General features: G+C 44.0%; 15 protein-coding genes. 12 read left to right on the top strand and 3 right to left on the bottom strand.

Features of this window, described 5'->3' with window-relative positions:
* The first annotated feature begins 22 nt into the window (after nt 1-22).
* Entirely contained in the window at nt 23-772 is a 750-nt protein-coding gene (gene kdsB, locus DWW23_RS04190) for a 3-deoxy-manno-octulosonate cytidylyltransferase (RefSeq protein WP_122352039.1), read from the top strand.
* Here the strand turns inward: kdsB and DWW23_RS04185 are convergent.
* The 3 genes from DWW23_RS04185 to DWW23_RS04175 all read right to left on the bottom strand — a co-directional run bounded on the left by DWW23_RS04185 (nt 762) and on the right by DWW23_RS04175 (nt 5,384).
* On the bottom strand, nt 762-1,595 hold the full coding sequence (locus DWW23_RS04185) for a DUF6057 family protein (RefSeq protein WP_122352038.1): 834 nt from the start codon (nt 1,593-1,595) through the stop codon (nt 762-764). The genes kdsB and DWW23_RS04185 overlap by 11 nt on opposite strands.
* Before the next feature lie 274 nt (nt 1,596-1,869).
* Nucleotides 1,870-3,768: a membrane protein insertase YidC gene (yidC, locus tag DWW23_RS04180; protein WP_122352037.1), complete on the bottom strand. Its 1,899-nt coding sequence runs from the start codon at nt 3,766-3,768 to the stop codon at nt 1,870-1,872.
* Nucleotides 3,769-3,779: 11 nt separating this feature from the next.
* Complete coding sequence (locus tag DWW23_RS04175; protein WP_122352036.1) at nt 3,780-5,384, bottom strand: CTP synthase; 1,605 nt, start codon at nt 5,382-5,384, stop codon at nt 3,780-3,782.
* A gap of 537 nt (nt 5,385-5,921) precedes the next feature.
* Between DWW23_RS04175 and DWW23_RS04170 the strand changes: the two genes are divergently transcribed.
* The 11 genes from DWW23_RS04170 to DWW23_RS04120 all read left to right on the top strand — a co-directional run bounded on the left by DWW23_RS04170 (nt 5,922) and on the right by DWW23_RS04120 (nt 17,207).
* A complete protein-coding gene (locus DWW23_RS04170; protein WP_122352035.1) occupies nt 5,922-7,481 on the top strand; it encodes a DUF3078 domain-containing protein in 1,560 nt (519 codons plus the stop codon).
* A 101-nt stretch (nt 7,482-7,582) separates the two neighbouring features.
* Nucleotides 7,583-8,002 carry a SoxR reducing system RseC family protein gene (locus DWW23_RS04165; protein WP_122352034.1) on the top strand — a complete coding sequence of 140 codons (420 nt, stop codon included), beginning with the start codon at nt 7,583-7,585 and terminating at the stop codon, nt 8,000-8,002.
* A gap of 9 nt (nt 8,003-8,011) precedes the next feature.
* Nucleotides 8,012-9,004 carry a Fe-S cluster domain-containing protein gene (locus tag DWW23_RS04160; protein WP_122352033.1) on the top strand — a complete coding sequence of 331 codons (993 nt, stop codon included), beginning with the start codon at nt 8,012-8,014 and terminating at the stop codon, nt 9,002-9,004.
* A gap of 12 nt (nt 9,005-9,016) precedes the next feature.
* Nucleotides 9,017-10,348, top strand: a complete 1,332-nt coding sequence (gene rsxC / locus DWW23_RS04155) for an electron transport complex subunit RsxC (RefSeq protein ID WP_122352032.1) — start codon at nt 9,017-9,019, stop codon at nt 10,346-10,348.
* A gap of 12 nt (nt 10,349-10,360) precedes the next feature.
* A complete protein-coding gene (locus DWW23_RS04150; RefSeq protein WP_122352031.1) occupies nt 10,361-11,320 on the top strand; it encodes an RnfABCDGE type electron transport complex subunit D in 960 nt (319 codons plus the stop codon).
* Between the two features lie 2 nt (nt 11,321-11,322).
* Nucleotides 11,323-11,955 carry an RnfABCDGE type electron transport complex subunit G gene (locus tag DWW23_RS04145; protein WP_122352030.1) on the top strand — a complete coding sequence of 211 codons (633 nt, stop codon included), beginning with the start codon at nt 11,323-11,325 and terminating at the stop codon, nt 11,953-11,955.
* On the top strand, nt 11,948-12,532 hold the full coding sequence (locus DWW23_RS04140) for an RnfABCDGE type electron transport complex subunit E (protein ID WP_122352029.1): 585 nt from the start codon (nt 11,948-11,950) through the stop codon (nt 12,530-12,532). The genes DWW23_RS04145 and DWW23_RS04140 overlap by 8 nt, the downstream gene beginning before the upstream one ends.
* Nucleotides 12,533-12,549: 17 nt before the next feature.
* Complete coding sequence (gene rsxA, locus DWW23_RS04135; RefSeq protein ID WP_007657600.1) at nt 12,550-13,122, top strand: electron transport complex subunit RsxA; 573 nt, start codon at nt 12,550-12,552, stop codon at nt 13,120-13,122.
* Nucleotides 13,123-13,144: 22 nt separating this feature from the next.
* Nucleotides 13,145-14,185 (top strand): UDP-glucose 4-epimerase GalE, encoded by a 1,041-nt coding sequence (gene galE, locus DWW23_RS04130; RefSeq protein WP_122352028.1) that lies wholly within the window; start codon nt 13,145-13,147, stop codon nt 14,183-14,185.
* Nucleotides 14,186-14,599: 414 nt separating this feature from the next.
* The gene (locus tag DWW23_RS26670; protein WP_229801170.1) at nt 14,600-14,824 is read left to right on the top strand and encodes an Hpt domain-containing protein; all 225 of its coding nucleotides are present in this window, start codon (nt 14,600-14,602) and stop codon (nt 14,822-14,824) included.
* 25 nt (nt 14,825-14,849) lie between these two features.
* The gene (locus tag DWW23_RS04120; RefSeq protein WP_122352026.1) at nt 14,850-17,207 is read left to right on the top strand and encodes a hybrid sensor histidine kinase/response regulator; all 2,358 of its coding nucleotides are present in this window, start codon (nt 14,850-14,852) and stop codon (nt 17,205-17,207) included.
* Nucleotides 17,208-17,214: the final 7 nt, after the last annotated feature.

The following is a 17,214-nucleotide window of genomic DNA, read 5'->3' as shown; positions in this document are numbered from 1 at the left end:
CTAACGAATAAAACAACCGGATATGAAATTTATAGGAATAATACCGGCAAGATATGCCTCCACCCGCTTTCCGGGAAAACCGTTGGCCGACATGGCAGGTAAACCCATGATACAACGCGTGTATGAACAGGTAAAAGATGTACTGGATGCCGTATGTGTCGCCACCGACGATACCCGGATCGAAACAGCCGTAAAAGCTTTCGGCGGAAATGTCGTCATGACTTCCGACCAGCACCGGAGCGGTACAGACCGCGTTTACGAAGCCTACGCCAAAGTAGGAGATGGTTATGATGTCGTTGTCAATATCCAGGGAGACGAACCTTTCATCCATCCGGAACAGATCGAAACATTAAAAGGATGCTTTACCGATACCGGTACACAGATCGCCACGCTGGTAAAACCTTTCCGACCGGACGATGATTTCGAAACAACACTGTTCAATGCGAACTCACCGAAAGTCGTTCTCAACAAGAACAGCGAAGCCATGTACTTCAGCCGTTCCATCATTCCTTATATGCGTGGAAAAAATTATCAGGAATGGTTACCCAACCATACTTATTATAAACACATCGGTTTATATGCCTACCGGGCCGATACACTGAAAGAAATCACCAACCTGCCGCAATCACCGCTGGAACTTGCCGAGAGCCTGGAACAACTCAGATGGCTCGAAAACGGCTACAAGATAAAAGTCGGCATTACCCAGCAGGAAACGATAGGCATCGACACCCCGGAAGACATGGAGAAGGCACTCGCTTTTCTCAACCGATAGCATAACCGGATATAGCAACCAACAGCAATACCAGTAAAAGTCCGGTAGTAATGGAGACAGACAATATACTGATTTTCATATGCCGGACTTTTTCAAACTGTGTAGCTACCAATACACATGCCAGCACGATAGCCGGGAAAAATGCCGGAAGCCATGCATGCGGATACTGATATGCATCTTCCTCCGAAAGCGAATACAACTCTTTCAGAAATTCAGGCAGTAAAATACCTGTTATCAGCAGTAAAGCCCAGTATACCCAATGTTTTTCTCCTATTTCCGCTTCATACAGCAAGACCAGAATGACAAAAATAAACAACCGGCTACCCACCAGCGAATAGACTACGAACAATAAAGCAAATCCCGCTACCCAGGAAAGCCATTTCGTCTTTATCAACGTATAGCCACAGAATATATAGAGTGTCAGAATCAGGGACAGTATAGAATTCAAATGGTAATAATGACTACAATAAGTTCCCCATTCCAATATCACCGGAAACAAGGCATACAAAGGAGCCATTCCCCCTACATGAAATTTCTTTAATATGAAAAGAGAAGCCCACCATTCCGCCAACAATACCAATGCTATCAGAACAGCCCCTCCACCGACGGGAACATGCAAGGAGGTAAGAGTCCTTGCTAAAGAACAAGCAAGCCATGCCGGTTTACCCCAATATCCGGACAACACTTCCGGTAAACTCGTAATACTTACCATCTGTTCTTTCAGAAACAAACGATCAGGATCAAAAAACTGGAAAAAGAGAATACATAACAATGCAAAGAGTCCAGCTACGCTCTCTTGCAAAAGCCTTTCTTTCTTATTCATCAGTAAACCGTTTTAGACCAATACCAAACCCTTCAAACCGGAACTTGCTAATCCGACAAAATAAGTCGTCAACATAATCATAATCCACATAGGTTGACATATTCCAATAATGCAAATATATGAATATTTCAATACAACGTACACCAGATTACTTCAAATTCAAGCGATTGATTAAAATATACAACTTATTTAAATAATCGGTCATAAAAAAAGGCATGCCCGCGTCTTTCGACCGGCATGCCTTTCTTTTTATCTTTCCCTAAAGGGAACCTTATTATCTTTTCTTTTTCTGATCCTGCTGTTTCTTCAACTGATCCTGCTGCATACGTTGTGCTTCTTCCAAACGTTTCATGAAACCTGATTTCTTCTGCGGTTTCTTTTTGTTTGCTTCCAGCTTGGCGAGCAACTTATCCTCATTGATCGTATAGCGGAATACTAACGTCTGAATGATCGTGATCAATGTAGAGATGAAGTAGTAATAAGTCAAACCTGACGCATACTGGTTGAAGAACACCAGGAACATCAGCGGCATCATATACATCATGGCCTTCATACCCGGCATCTGCTGTTGTCCGGTATTGGTCATTTCCATATTATACTTGGTATAGATAACGTTGGTAATCGTCATCAACAAACAGAATAAGCTGATATGGTTACCGAAGTACGGAGTAATAATAGGAATGTATTTATTCCAGCTGAAAATCGCATCATAAGTCGACAAGTCATGTGCCCAAAGGAAACTCTGGTGACGCAACTCGATAGCCGACGGGAAGAACATGAACAGCGCAATCAATACCGGCATCTGTAACAACATCGGTATACAACCCGCCATCGGACTGGCCCCGGCACGGCTATACAACTCCATCGTAGCACGCTGACGCTCCACTGCCTTATCCTGCCCCGGATATTTTGCATTCAACTCTTCCACCTGCGGGCGAAGTACACGCATTTTCGCAGATGACATATAAGACTTATAGGTCAATGGGAACAGAATCAACTTAACGATGATCGTCATCAATAAGATGATCAGGCCATAACTCTTGATATATTTGCCCAGGAAGTCGAACATCGGGATAACGAAATACTGGTTCACCCAGCGGAATACACTAGCCCCGAGCGGAACCAGGCGTTCCAAATCCAGCTGCTGGTCGGAAGCGATCCCCTTGTCGTACGATTTCAACAACGGATAACTGTTCGGCCCGAAGAAATAACGGAAAGTCGTCGCTTCATTACCTCTCAGGTCGAAAGGCACTGCCGTTGTTGTCTTGAACTCTTTAACGATACCGTCGGCTTCAACCATCTTAGAATCGAAAGTAGCGCTTTCAAAACCTTCGTCAGCGATCATCACCGTCGAGAAGAACTTATCTTTATAAGCGATCCATTTCAGACGACCCGACACTTTCTTATCTTCGCTTTTGCTTTCGCTCAACTGTTCTACGCCGTCAGCCAGGAATTTATAATACAAGGCTGTATATCTGTTCTCATATTTGATACCTTGTTCCTGCTGGCGGATCTTTTGTCTCCAAACCATATCCAGAGCAGTCGTACTCGGAGCCAGAACACCGTTCAGACCTGTACCTTTGATATCGAACTGTACCATGTAGTCGTCCGGCTTGATCGTATAGATAAAGTCCAGCGAACTACCTTCGCCGGCATTTACCCGCATAACCAACTGGTTCGGGTCCTGTGTTTTTACCGGAGTAAAAAACAGTTCGGCCGTATTCAACACACGGTTCGTTGCTGTCACCAGGGTAAAATCGAGAGATGCCTCTTTCCCTTCAAACAGGACAACCGGTTTATTATCATACGTGGTATAATCTTTCAGGCGGGCATACGAAATACGTCCCCCTTTATTACTGATATGCAATTCGATCAGGTCATTCTCCAGAACAGTTACATCGTCTGCTCCTGTCATAGCTGCGGCAAATACCCCGAAACTGCTTTCCAACCGGGCTGTTCTTGCAGAGTCCGGCAGATTATCAAAAGAATTATCGGCAGTGCTTTTACTTTCTTCGCGCTGCATTTCAGCCTGTCTGGCCAGTTCGATCTTCGCGATCGAATCCTGATACTGGCGCTGAGCTTCCAACTGCTCAGGCGTCGGTTTGTTTAACCAGCTGAATGCAAATAAAACAATACCAATAAGCAGAAAACCAATTAATGTGTTTTTATCCATCTATAACGTTGTTATTTATTATCAATAGCGGCTTTCACAAAGCTCACGAAAAGTGGGTTCGGATTAACTACCGTACTGTTATATTCCGGATGGAACTGAACTCCTACAAACCATTTCAAAGCAGGAATCTCGACCACTTCCACCAGACCGGTCTCAGGATTTTCTCCCGTACATTTCATTCCGGCTTCTTCAAACTGCTCGCGATACTGATTGTTGAATTCAAAACGGTGACGATGGCGTTCCTGAATATGTTCTTTTCCATAAGCTTCATAGGCTTTTGAACCTTTTTCCAAAATACAATCATAAGCTCCCAGACGCATAGAACCTCCCATATTGGTAACATTCTTCTGTTCTTCCATCAGGTCGATCACCTTGTAAGGCGTATTTGGTTCCATTTCAGTCGAATTAGCTTCTGTCAGTCCCAAAACATCGCGGGCATATTCGATCACCATGCACTGCATACCCAAACAGATACCCATGCAAGGCACATCGTTTTCACGGGCATATTTCAGAGCGGCAAACTTACCTTCGATACCCCGCTGTCCGAATCCCGGAGCAATCAGGATACCATCCATGTCTTTCAGCTGCTCAGCGGCATTGGCTTCCGTCAGTTTCTCTGAATGGAATAAATGCAGGTCCAGTTTGCGATCGTTATAGATAGCGGCCTGCAACAATGATTCGTCGATCGACTTATAAGCATCCTGCAATTCCACGTATTTACCGACCAATCCGATCTTTACTGTTTCAGTAGCATCCGTCTTTTTCTTCAGGAACTCTTTCCAGGGTTTCATTTCCGGAGTCGGTCCTACTTCCAGTCCCATCTTTTTCAAGATAGTAACATCCATATTCTGACGCTGCAATACCAGCGGAACTTCGTAAATAGTCGGAACATCGACCGACTGTACAACGGCATCCGCATCAACATTACAGAATAAAGCGACCTTGCGTGTAATATCGTTGCTCAACAGATGTTCGGTTCTCAAAACCAATACATCCGGCTGGATACCCAGCTCCTGCAATTGCTTAACCGAATGCTGTGTCGGCTTTGTTTTAAATTCTTTGGCAGCCGCAATGTAAGGTACATAAGTAAGATGTACGCACATACAGTTCTTACCCAGCTCCCATTTTAACTGACGCACACTTTCGATGAACGGCAACGATTCGATATCACCTACGGTTCCACCGATCTCTGTGATCACAAAGTCAAACTTGTACTTCGAACCCAACAGTTTCACATTCCGTTTGATCTCATCGGTAATATGAGGAACTACCTGCACTGTTTTACCCAGGTAATCGCCTTTACGTTCTTTATTTATTACACTCTGATAAATACGGCCTGTAGTAATATTGTTCGACCGTGTGGTCGGAACATTCAGGAAACGTTCGTAGTGTCCCAGGTCCAGGTCCGCTTCATGTCCGTCTACGGTTACATAACATTCACCGTGCTCATAAGGGTTCAATGTTCCCGGATCGATATTAATGTAGGGGTCAAACTTTTGGATAGTAACCTTGTAGCCTCTCGCCTGAAGGAGTTTACCCAATGATGCAGCAATAATTCCCTTACCTAAAGAAGAGACTACGCCGCCCGTAACGAAGATGTACTTTGTATCTGCCACGATAGTAATATTTTAATTGTCTTTTAATTGCTCACTCGCATTTCAAAACTGCAAAGTTAGTTATTTTCATTCAGACGACAAGGGTATGGAAGTTTTTTCAACCTTAATTTAATACAAACAACCGCATAGGCATCCGGTACATATGGCATGCCCGGAAACTATTTTTCACATCCCGTAAAACTAACAGCAGGATTACAGCTAACTATTTATAAGTAGTAGGACATATCTATGATAACCTGTACACCTTATTATATATATGTAGTACAGGTTACACCCGATAAGTAGTACACCTTATGCTTAGTTGTATATATAAGAGACAATAGTTTCCGGTAATACGCCGGTTAACCGGTCGGCATGAAAAACTTAGTGGAATGGCATCTGCTGTATAAAGTTCTGACTTATATAACATTTTGTTTAACTACCCGTTGTAAAAACAGATAAGTTAAGATTGTTATATCATGTAAAAGATTAGCACATCTCATACTTTTTATCTAATTTCGCATCGTAGATACTAAAGATTGTAAATTAAAAGGTATTATGGTTATCAAGAGATACTTCATTCTGTTTTCTATACTTTCATTACTGGCAAACCTGGCAAATGCACAGGAGGAGATAGTTATTAGTGGAACTAATAACCAAGATACTGAACAAAACAATGTCACTGACACGATACCAGTAGTTGATATAGAAGATTCGGACCTGGATAACATTATAAGCTTGAGAGCACAATTCGAAAAACAGAACCAGTTATATTCCACACCGGCCACTCCCAATGAGAACCTACTTCGTTTTCTAAAGAAAGATGAAGTAGAACTGTCTGATGAAGCAATGTATTGGGCACACTTAGTACGTGATGCTTCCACCATATTCGACAGCAGTGTAACATTCCAGGATACGATCATAGTAAATCCGCTATTCCTTCCTATCATATTTAAGGGAAAACTTCTACCGGATGATCTTTCTTACTACGACAAAGATGCTTGGAAAACCAGAGTCGAAATTCCGCTTCCTTTTACTCCGGATAGTTTATTCAAAGAAGAGAGGCTAAGGAGAGAGATCCAAAATAAAGCATATAAATATGTAGAAACAAATTTCCCAAGCTACTTCCGGTATTCAATGAGAGATTTACCTCAGGATAAAGTGATAGCCGAAGTTATTGCAAAACCGACTTACCAACCAGATATGATCAAAGTAGAAAGTGAAGCAGACTTCAGCGATGTGGATGCTCCGGTAAAATTCATTCCGGAAAGACGTTATTGGACCTCTAATTTTGAAAGTTCCATACAATTTGCACAAGCCTATTTTTCACCAAACTGGCATGACGGTAATCAGCATACAAATATCAATCTAAATACACGTAATTATTTCAAATATGATTACAATAAAGATAAGATCAAATTAACTAATGAATTAGAGTTGAAAATATCAGCTAACAACGCGCCGAAAGACACTGTGAGAAGTGTCAGTATTACAGATAACGATATTCGTATACACAGTAACTTTGGTTATCAGGCTTATCGTAAATGGTACTATTCTTTTGACTTAAGTGCCAATAGTAAAATATTTGATAGTTACAACGCAAATGATACGATAACAAGACTTTCCGGCTTTCTAGCACCTTTAAGTGTTACAATTGGTATCGGTATGAAATACGACCTCGACAAACAATTGAGTGGAAATAAATATAGGAAAATACATTTCGATATAAACATTGCGCCATTATCTATGACTTACCGTTATTCGCGGTACAAAGAAAGATTTGATTTTGGACGTCATGGTTTCGACGGAAGCAAGGTTGACGACGAAGGTAGAATCCGAAATCATCAAACTTACTTCGGTTCCAATGTCAAAGCAAACCTGAAGTGGCAATTCAACAGAAATACCATTTGGACATCGCGTTTTGAATACGACACAAGTTACCAACGTATTTTCTGGATATTCGAAAACCGATTAGAAATGGCAATCAGTCGTTTCTTCTCAACACAGATCACTATAAACATGAGATATGACGATGCCGGTAACAAAAATATCGATCTGAAAGACACTTATCTTCAATTAAATGAAGCACTCACATTCGGCTTCAGTTACAGATGGTAAGAAATATTAAAGATTAAAGCCAAAAATAAAGTTTGATTGTTGACTTTATTTCCAAATAATCCTTACTTTTGCCCTGGTTTTGCAATGTCGAGATTACAAACATGAGCGAAAGTATCAATCACAACGGTAGAATCGAAAAGATCGAAGGCGATACGATCTTTGTCAGGATCATTCAACAATCGGCCTGTTCCGGTTGCCACGCAAAAGGTATGTGCAGCGCATCCGACCAGAAAGAGAAGGTCATTGAAGTGAACGATCCCAACTCCGACAGATTCCACATAAACGAGGAGGTTACACTATGCGGTCAGAGTTCGCTCGGACTACAGGCTGTGTTACTGGCCTTTGTTCTTCCGTTGATCATTGTAGTCGCGGCCATTGTAGCAGGAAATTATTTGCAATGGGACGAAACAACCAGCGGGTTAACCGGTCTATTACTATTAGTTCCCTACTACTGCATACTATACTTTTTACGCGAAAAACTAAAAAGAAAATTCATATTTACCTTGAAAAAACTTAATTGATCAAATATCATGATTTTAATTGCCGTTATTTCATTAGGAGCCATTGGAGCCATCGGTGCAGTATTTCTCTACGCCGCCTCCAAGAAGTTTGAAGTATACGAAGATCCCCGCATCGCAGAGGTTCAGGAAGCATTGCCCGGAGCCAATTGCGGAGGTTGCGGATACCCCGGATGCGGTGGTTTTGCTGCAGCCTGCGTAAAAGCCGATTCACTGGAAGGACTGCTTTGTCCTGTAGGCGGAGCCGAAACGATGGGTAAAGTTGCTTCAATCCTCGGTATGGAAGCTGCCAGCGCAGAGCCGATGGTAGCAGTAGTGCGTTGCAACGGAACTTGCCAGGCCCGTCCGCGTACAAACCGTTACGATGGTGTACAGAGCTGTGCCATCGCTTCCTCTTTATATGGAGGAGAAACGAACTGTACATTCGGTTGTCTCGGTTATGGCGATTGCGTAAACGCCTGTACTTTCGATGCCATCCACATCAATCCGGAAACAGGACTGCCCGAGGTAGACGATGACAAATGTACATCATGCGGTGCCTGCGTGAAAGCCTGTCCGAAAAACATTATCGAACTACGTAAGAAGGGACCGAAATCACGCCGTATCTTCGTTAGCTGTGTGAATAAAGACAAGGGAGCAGCAGCTCGCAAGGCTTGTTCCAATGCTTGTATCGGTTGCGGTAAATGTGTGAAGGAATGTCCGTTCGAAGCCATCACGCTTGAGAACAATGTGGCTTATATCGACTACCGCAAATGCCGCTTGTGCCGCAAATGTGTAGCCGTATGTCCGACCGGAGCGATCCATGAACTGAATTTCCCGCCCCGTAAAGAAGCTGCCCCTGCCGTGGACGCCGACAAAGTAAAGCCTGTTGCCCCGAAAGCAACACCGGCTCCGAAAACTGCCGAAACAACTCCGAAAGCAGAAGCTGCAACTAAAGCTGAACCGACTGCAAAAGCAGCCACAGCGCCTGAAACAAAAACAACAGAAGAAACAATTCAAAAATAAAAATCTAATAGTATGCTAAGGACATTTCGAATCGGAGGTATACATCCACCCGAAAATAAATTGTCTGCCGGGAAGAAAATCACCGGACTGGCTATACCCAAGCAGGTCATTATACCGCTAAGCCAGCATATCGGGGCTCCGGCCCAGGCTGTGGTCAAGAAGGGCGATCCGGTTAAAGTCGGTACACTTCTCGCCAAAGCCGGAGGTTTTGTATCGGCGAATATCCATTCGTCGGTATCCGGTAAAGTAAACAAGATAGATAACGCCCTCGACGCAAGCGGATACAAACGCCCCGCTATCTATATTGATGTGGAAGGCGACGAATGGGAAGAATCCATCGACCGCAGCGAAACACTCGTAAAAGAATGCCCGCTTCCTTCCAAGGAAATCGTAGACAAGATCGCGGCTGCCGGTATCGTAGGTCTGGGCGGTGCAACTTTCCCTACCCAGGTAAAACTGATGCCTCCTCCCGGAAGCAAAGCAGAGATCATTATTATCAATGCCGTAGAATGTGAGCCGTATCTGACTTCCGACCATTCGCTGATGATGGAAAAGACAGAACAGATTCTGGTCGGCGTTACTTTGCTGATGAAAGCCGTCAACGTAACAAAAGCGGTGATCGGCATTGAAAACAACAAACCGGATGCCATTGCCCTTATGCAGAAACTGGCAGCAGGATATAAAGGCATTGAAATCATGCCGCTGAAGGTACAATATCCTCAAGGGGGTGAAAAACAGCTGATCGACGCTGTGATCCGTCGCCAGGTAAAGAGCGGTGCACTGCCAATCTCTGCCGGAGCTGTTGTACAGAACGTAGGTACGGCTTATGCAGTATATGAAGCGGTGATGAAAAACAAACCGTTGTTCGAACGTGTCGTTACCGTAACGGGTAAAGCAGTTGCCAATCCGTCTAACTTCCTGGTTCGCATGGGTACGCCGATCAGTGCATTGATCGAAGCTGCAGGCGGTATTCCTGAAGATACCGGTAAAATAATCGGCGGAGGTCCGATGATGGGTAAAGCCCTGATCAGTCCGGAAGTGCCGGTTACCAAAGGTAGCTCCGGCGTATTGCTGATGACAAAAAAAGAATCTGAACGTAAACCGATGCGCGATTGTATCCGTTGTGCCAAATGCGTCAGTGTTTGTCCGATGGGCCTCAACCCTACCCTGCTGATGAATGCTACAGAGTTTACAGAATGGGATCTGGCAGAAAAGAATCATATCACCGACTGCATCGAATGCGGTTCTTGTAGTTATACTTGCCCGGCCAACCGTCCGTTGCTGGATTATATCCGTTCAGGTAAAGGAAAAGTAATGGGAATCATGCGGGCACGAAAGTCATAAAAACAGAGCAATATGGAAAATAATTTAATAGTATCTCCGTCGCCCCATATCCACGGTGGTGACAGCATAAGCAAGAATATGTATGGTGTACTGATTGCCCTTGTTCCGGCTTTCCTGGTATCCCTCTACTTTTTCGGACTGGGTGCACTGATCGTTACTGCAACATCGGTCGCTGCTTGTGTCCTCTTTGAATATCTGATCCAAAAGTTCCTGATGAAAAAGGAACCGACCGTATGCGACGGTTCAGCCATCCTGACCGGTGTCCTGCTGGCATTCAACCTGCCGTCGAACCTGCCTGTATGGATCATCCTGATCGGTGCGCTGGCAGCTATCGGTATCGGTAAAATGTCGTTCGGCGGACTGGGTAACAACATTTTCAACCCGGCGCTTGTCGGACGTGTATTCCTGTTGATCTCTTTCCCGGCACAGATGACAACCTGGCCGGAAGTAGGACAGCTGACAGCTTATACCGACGCGACAACGGGTGCAACCGTTCTTTCACTGATGAACGAAGGGGCACTCGACAAATTGCCGACATTGGTCGATATGTTATGCGGTAAGATGGGCGGTAGTCTCGGTGAAGTAAGTGCGCTGGCATTGCTCCTGGGACTGGGTTATATGTTATGGAAGAAAATTATTACCTGGCAGATTCCGGTATCCATCCTGGTGACGGTATTTGTATTTACAGGTATCATGCATCTGGTCAACCCGGTTCAATATGCGAGTCCGTTCGTTCACCTGTTGTCCGGAGGTCTGATGTTGGGAGCTATTTTTATGGCGACTGACTATGTGACTTCTCCGATGAGCAAGAACGGAATGCTGGTGTACGGTGTCGGTATCGGTATCCTGACCACAGTGATCCGTCTGTTTGGCTCTTATCCGGAAGGTATGTCGTTTGCTATTCTTATTATGAATGCATTTACCCCGCTGATCAACAGTTATATCAAACCTAAACATTTTGGAGGGAAATAAGCATGGCAAAATTAAAATCAACATTACCCAATATGCTCTTGTCGCTTACCATCATCTGTTTGGTGGCAGGAGCAATATTAGCCGGAGTAAATATGTACACCACCGGCCCGATTGCCGCCTCCAAAGCGGCTGCACTGGAAGCAGCTATCAAAGCTGTTACACCCGAATTCGATAACAAACCGTCGGAAGATGCCTATATGGCCGTTACTGCTGAAGGCGATTCTCTGAAGATTTATCCGGCCACCAAAGGCGGTGAATTCGTAGGTGCTGCCGTTGAAAGCAATACAAAGAAAGGATTCAGCGGTGAGATCAGAGTGATCGTCGGATTCGACAAAGCAGGCAAACTGCTAAACTATTCCGTATTACAGCATGCTGAAACTCCGGGTCTCGGAGCTAAGATGCAAGAATGGTTCAGTACGGATAAGAACAAACAAAGTGTGCTGGGACGTAACCTGGCAGACGGAGGCTTGAAAGTAACCAAAGACGGTGGCGATGTAGATGCGATCACAGCAGCAACCATCACCAGCCGCGCATTCCTGGACGCAGTGAACCGCGCTTACAGCGCATTCGCCGGTACCGATGGAGTAACAGGTGCAACAACCAACACTAAAGAGGGAGGAAACGACAATGAATAATATGAAAGTATTGATGAACGGTGTCATCAAAGAGAACCCGACATTTGTATTGTTGCTGGGTATGTGTCCCACTCTGGGTACGACCTCCTCAGCACTGAACGGTATGAGTATGGGACTTGCTACCATGTTCGTTCTGATCTGTTCAAACATGGTTATTTCAGCCTTAAAGAACCTGATCCCTGATATGGTGCGTATCCCGGCTTTCATCGTTGTGATCGCCACATTCGTGACGGTGGTACAGATGTGTATGGAAGCATTCGTTCCGGCTCTGTATGCCAGTCTCGGTCTGTTCATCCCCTTGATCGTTGTAAACTGTATCGTGTTGGGACGTGCGGAAGCGTTTGCTGCTAAAAACGGTGTGATTCCTTCTGCTCTCGACGGATTAGGTATGGGATTGGGCTTTACTCTGGCACTGACCCTGCTAGGAGCCGTTCGCGAATTATTGGGAACAGGTAAATTATTCAGTATAACTCTGATGCCCGAACAATACGGTTCGCTGATCTTCGTACTGGCTCCGGGTGCTTTCATCGCATTGGGTTACCTGATTGCTATTGTTAATAAATTGCGTAAAGCCTGATATAAAAAACGAAAGATATGGAATATATACTAATATTTATCGCAGCCGTATTCGTCAACAACGTTGTGTTGGCACAGTTCCTGGGTATATGCCCGTTCCTCGGTGTATCGAAGAAAGTGGAAACTGCGGCAGGTATGGGGGCAGCCGTAACATTTGTGCTTACCATTGCAACTATCGTAACTTTCCTGGTACAGAAATATATATTGGATAAGTTCGGATTAGGCTTTATGCAGACGATCAGTTTTATCCTGATTATCGCCGCATTGGTTCAGATGGTAGAGATCATCCTGAAAAAAGTATCTCCGGCTCTTTACCAGGCACTTGGGGTATTCCTTCCGTTGATTACCACCAATTGCTGTATCCTGGGTGTCGCCATCCTCGTAATACAAAAAGAGTATAATTTATTGGAATCTGTTGTATATGCAATATCAACAGCTATTGGATTTGCGCTAGCTTTAGTTATCTTTGCAGGGATTAGAGAACAGTTGGCTTTGACGCGTGTTCCCGAAGGTATGAAAGGTACCCCTATTGCGCTGATAACTGCCGGTTTACTGGCTATGGCGTTTATGGGATTCTCCGGAATCGTATAATTTAATCTAAATAGAGACTAGCATGAAAAAGAAAATCTTAGTAGCAGGTGGAACCGGATATATTGGCTCTCACACTACAGTTGAGTTGCAGAATGCAGGTTATGATGTGGTAATCATCGACGACCTGTCGAACTCCAATATCGAGGTATTGGATGGTATCGAAAAGATCACTGGTATCCGTCCTGAATTCATCAAGCTGGATTTAAAAGATAAAGAAGGAACCCGCGAAGCACTGAAGGCTCATCCGGGTATCAACGGTATCATCCTGTTCGCTGCCAGCAAAGCTGTCGGTGAATCGGTTCAAAAGCCGCTGATGTACTACCGTAACAACGTGGTTACATTGGTCAATCTGCTGGAGTTGATGCCTGAATTTAATATCGAGGGAATTGTATTCTCTTCTTCCTGTACCGTTTACGGACAGCCCGATCCTGAAAACCTGCCTGTAACAGAAGATGCACCGATCAAACCGGCCACTTCTCCTTACGGTAATACAAAACAGATCAACGAAGAGATCATTCGCGATACAATTCACGCAAACGCTCCGTTCAAGAGTATCATCCTGCGTTACTTCAACCCGATCGGTGCTCATCCGAGTGCAGAAATCGGCGAATTGCCCAACGGTGTTCCCCAGAACCTGATCCCGTATCTGACACAGACAGCTATCGGTATCCGTAAGGAACTGAGTGTATTCGGTGACGATTACGATACACCTGACGGTTCTTGTATCCGCGATTATATCAATGTTGTCGACCTGGCCAAAGCACACGTAATCGCTATGGATCGTATGCTGGGTGGTAAAACTGAAGCTAACGTTGAATATTTCAACCTGGGAACAGGAAACGGTGTAACCGTACTGGAGCTGATCAATACATTTGAAAAAGCTACCGGTGTAAAAGTACCTCATAAGATCGTTGGTCGTCGCGAAGGCGATATCGAAAAGGTTTGGGCAAATCCGGAACGTGCAAACAAAGTATTGGGCTGGACTGCAAAAGAAACATTGGCCGACACATTGGCTTCTGCCTGGAAATGGCAGGAAAGACTGCGTGAACGCGGTATCCAATAAAAGATAAATCTTTTTAATAAACACCGGAAGAATCTTCATTGACTTCTTCCGGTATTTTTTTGTTCTCAAAACAGCCATTATCTAATCAAACTGCCAGATCGACATCCAACAGTGAAACAGCCACATCAGAAAGGCCGGGTTTGCCTAATAGCAAAAAACGAACAGTTCTATTGATTTATAAAGCTTTTTCTGTCTTTTGTATATTATTTTATTTACTTTTGTACAATATTTTTCAGTCACAGAGGATTGGTTCGTGACATAAAACCGGCAACAAAGAACATGACAAGCGAATACAAAGAAAAGTTACAAGCACACGGAGTTAACCTAAACAGTGCATTAAACCGATTCATGAATAATGAACAGTTATATGAAAGGATACTTTCTAAATTTCCAATGGATGAAAACTTTATTCTAATGGAGAAAAGTCTTGCAGAGAATAACATCAGCCAGGCTTTCCAGCATGCTCATACGTTAAAAGGATTAGCCGGTACACTTGACCTGACCACTCTTTCAAACATATTGATCCCGATGACGGAACAACTCAGAAACGGAGAAACGGAAAGTATACAGGATTTGTTCAACCATTTGAAGATAGAATATAAACACATCTGTGAATTGATCGCCGAACATAGCGCCTGATATAAATGCAGATAAACGAAGTCACATGGAAAAGTATCTTAAATCAAAAGAATTGTTAGCTAACTACCAGTATCTTATGGACGTCGTTTGGGTTATTTATCCCGAAAACGAAAGTATCGAAGTCATCAAGGACGGTATAAATCCAGAACTGGAAAATACAAAACACGACTACAAAATTCTTTGTAATATCCGTAAAAGAGATATCTATCCACCGGATCATAATTTATGGGATGAAACGATCTCACTCGAAACTTTTCATAAAATGATAGAGGAAGGATATTTACACAGGAAATTCGATATGCGTTTCTGCAATAAACATTTCGGTTTTGAATGGCATGAAGCCTTTATCGACATAGTAATCAACGAGGATGGTATGCCGGGCAGGATCATTCTATCCAGCCACAATGTCAACGATTTCAGAAAATCACAAATCATAGAAAAAGCCGTACAATCGGAATATGACTATGTGATTTATATCGAAGCTTCAAAAAATAGCTATGTCATGTACACTTCCGGTTCGGAAAGCGACAGCCCCCCTCCTGTCGCCAGCAGCGATTATGAGGCTGTGGTTGCGGAATACAACCGGCAATATATGTCGCCGGAATTGTGTGAAGAAATGACCATGAACATGAAGATTGCACATGTCAGTCCCATATTGAAGCAACACGGAGAGTATATTCTATACAACTCTATGATAGAAAATGGCATGAATCGGGATAAGAAAATACGATTCAGCTATTTCGACAAGGAAAAGAACATCTGGCTATTGACCCGAACCGATATAACAGAAATCAAAGAAGAAAGAAGACAGAAACAACTGTTGCGGGATGCTTTACAAAGCGCAACAGCAGCCAACCGGGCTAAATCTGATTTTCTGTCGCGAATGAGTCATGATGTACGTACCCCTATCAATGCGATCATCGGCATGACGGCAATAGCCGGATTACATATGAACGATCAGGCACGTATCGCTGATTGTCTGAAAAAGATAACTATTTCATCCAAACTTCTGCTGAATCTGATCAACGAAGTTCTGGATATGTCGAAACTGGAAAGTGGGCGTATCATGCTGACGGATGAAGTTTTCAACCTCGACGAACTGTTGGAAAGCTTGTTCATAATGGTACAATCCGCCTTTGAAGCAAAGAAACAGCAATTACATATACGCGTCATCCGTGTAAAACACGAATGCCTGATCGGTGATGTACAGCGCATACAGCAAGCCTTATTGAATATGCTGACAAATGCGATCAAATATACTCCGGATAGAGGGCAGATCGAAGTCACAATCGAAGAAAAACCGTCTGTTTATAATGGTTACAGTCAGTTTGAAATAGCCGTTTCAGACAACGGCATCGGGATGAAGCCTGAATTTATAAGCAAGGTCTTCGAGCCTTTCGAACGGTCGGACGATACCGCTGTACGTAACATCCAGGGTACAGGCCTCGGCATGGCCATCAGCCGGAACATTGCCCAGATGATGAACGGTGATATCCTGGTAAAAAGCGAATACGGGAAAGGCTCCACATTTACTATGATCTTCCACGTCAAACAGGGTAACCTGGACGAATACGACAGCAGTATATTGGTAGACTTACCGGTACTGGTCGTAGATGACGACGATATCTCGTGTGAAATAGCTTGTGAAAATCTGGAGGAACTCGGGATGAAACCGGAATGGGTACTATCCGGCCGGGAAGCGGTGGAAAAGGTTACCGATGGGAACAACTATTTCGCCATTATCATAGACCTGATGATGCCAGGTATGAACGGCATCGAGACAACTCAAAAAATACGGGAACAAGTAGGCCCGAATATCCCTATCATTATCATTTCTGCTTACGACTATTCCGGATATGAGAGTGAAGCCCTGAAAGCGGGAGCCAATGGTTTCATCAGTAAGCCTGTTATGAAATCGAAGTTATTCCTTCTGATGAAAAGATTCGCGACAGACAGGAAAGAAGAAGAACAGGCCGTCGGTCCGGCTGTTATTACTTCTTTTGCAGACAAACGGATACTGGTGGTGGAAGACAACGACCTGAATCGTGAGATCGCCTACGAACTTCTGAAGGAGACCGGTGCAGAAATAGAAACAGCCTGCGACGGGAAAGAAGCGGTAGACAAAGTTTCCGCCTCCCCCGAAGGCTATTACAATCTTATAATCATGGATATCCAGATGCCCGTAATGAATGGTCTGGAAGCAACAAAGAACATCCGCCGACTCGACAGGCAAGACATCAAAAAACTACCGATCGTAGCCATGTCGGCCAATGCTTTTGCCGAAGATGTACAGTTAAGCCTCAAAGCTGGTATGAACGAACATATTGCAAAGCCGATAGAGATAATCAGTCTTTACAAGATTATCGCAAAATGGTTTAGCTAAAAATTTA

Origin of the sequence: Parabacteroides sp. AF14-59 (assembly GCF_003479515.1) — a bacterium.
Classification (GTDB): Bacteria; Bacteroidota; Bacteroidia; order Bacteroidales; family Tannerellaceae; genus Parabacteroides; species Parabacteroides faecis.
Note: the sequence above shows the minus strand (reverse complement) of the source record. Positions and strands in the feature narration are given on the sequence as shown.

What these genes read in the sequence shown, in the direction of transcription:
- kdsB (WP_122352039.1), top strand. Translation starts at nt 23, where the DNA reads ATGAAATTTATAGGAATAATACCGGCAAGATATGCCTCCACCCGCTTT.
- DWW23_RS04185 (WP_122352038.1), bottom strand. Translation starts at nt 1,595, where the DNA reads ATGAATAAGAAAGAAAGGCTTTTGCAAGAGAGCGTAGCTGGACTCTTT.
- yidC (WP_122352037.1), bottom strand. Translation starts at nt 3,768, where the DNA reads ATGGATAAAAACACATTAATTGGTTTTCTGCTTATTGGTATTGTTTTA.
- DWW23_RS04170 (WP_122352035.1), top strand. Translation starts at nt 5,922, where the DNA reads ATGGTTATCAAGAGATACTTCATTCTGTTTTCTATACTTTCATTACTG.
- DWW23_RS04165 (WP_122352034.1), top strand. Translation starts at nt 7,583, where the DNA reads ATGAGCGAAAGTATCAATCACAACGGTAGAATCGAAAAGATCGAAGGC.
- DWW23_RS04160 (WP_122352033.1), top strand. Translation starts at nt 8,012, where the DNA reads ATGATTTTAATTGCCGTTATTTCATTAGGAGCCATTGGAGCCATCGGT.
- rsxC (WP_122352032.1), top strand. Translation starts at nt 9,017, where the DNA reads ATGCTAAGGACATTTCGAATCGGAGGTATACATCCACCCGAAAATAAA.
- DWW23_RS04150 (WP_122352031.1), top strand. Translation starts at nt 10,361, where the DNA reads ATGGAAAATAATTTAATAGTATCTCCGTCGCCCCATATCCACGGTGGT.
- DWW23_RS04145 (WP_122352030.1), top strand. Translation starts at nt 11,323, where the DNA reads ATGGCAAAATTAAAATCAACATTACCCAATATGCTCTTGTCGCTTACC.
- DWW23_RS04140 (WP_122352029.1), top strand. Translation starts at nt 11,948, where the DNA reads ATGAATAATATGAAAGTATTGATGAACGGTGTCATCAAAGAGAACCCG.
- rsxA (WP_007657600.1), top strand. Translation starts at nt 12,550, where the DNA reads ATGGAATATATACTAATATTTATCGCAGCCGTATTCGTCAACAACGTT.
- galE (WP_122352028.1), top strand. Translation starts at nt 13,145, where the DNA reads ATGAAAAAGAAAATCTTAGTAGCAGGTGGAACCGGATATATTGGCTCT.
- DWW23_RS26670 (WP_229801170.1), top strand. Translation starts at nt 14,600, where the DNA reads ATGGAGAAAAGTCTTGCAGAGAATAACATCAGCCAGGCTTTCCAGCAT.
- DWW23_RS04120 (WP_122352026.1), top strand. Translation starts at nt 14,850, where the DNA reads ATGGAAAAGTATCTTAAATCAAAAGAATTGTTAGCTAACTACCAGTAT.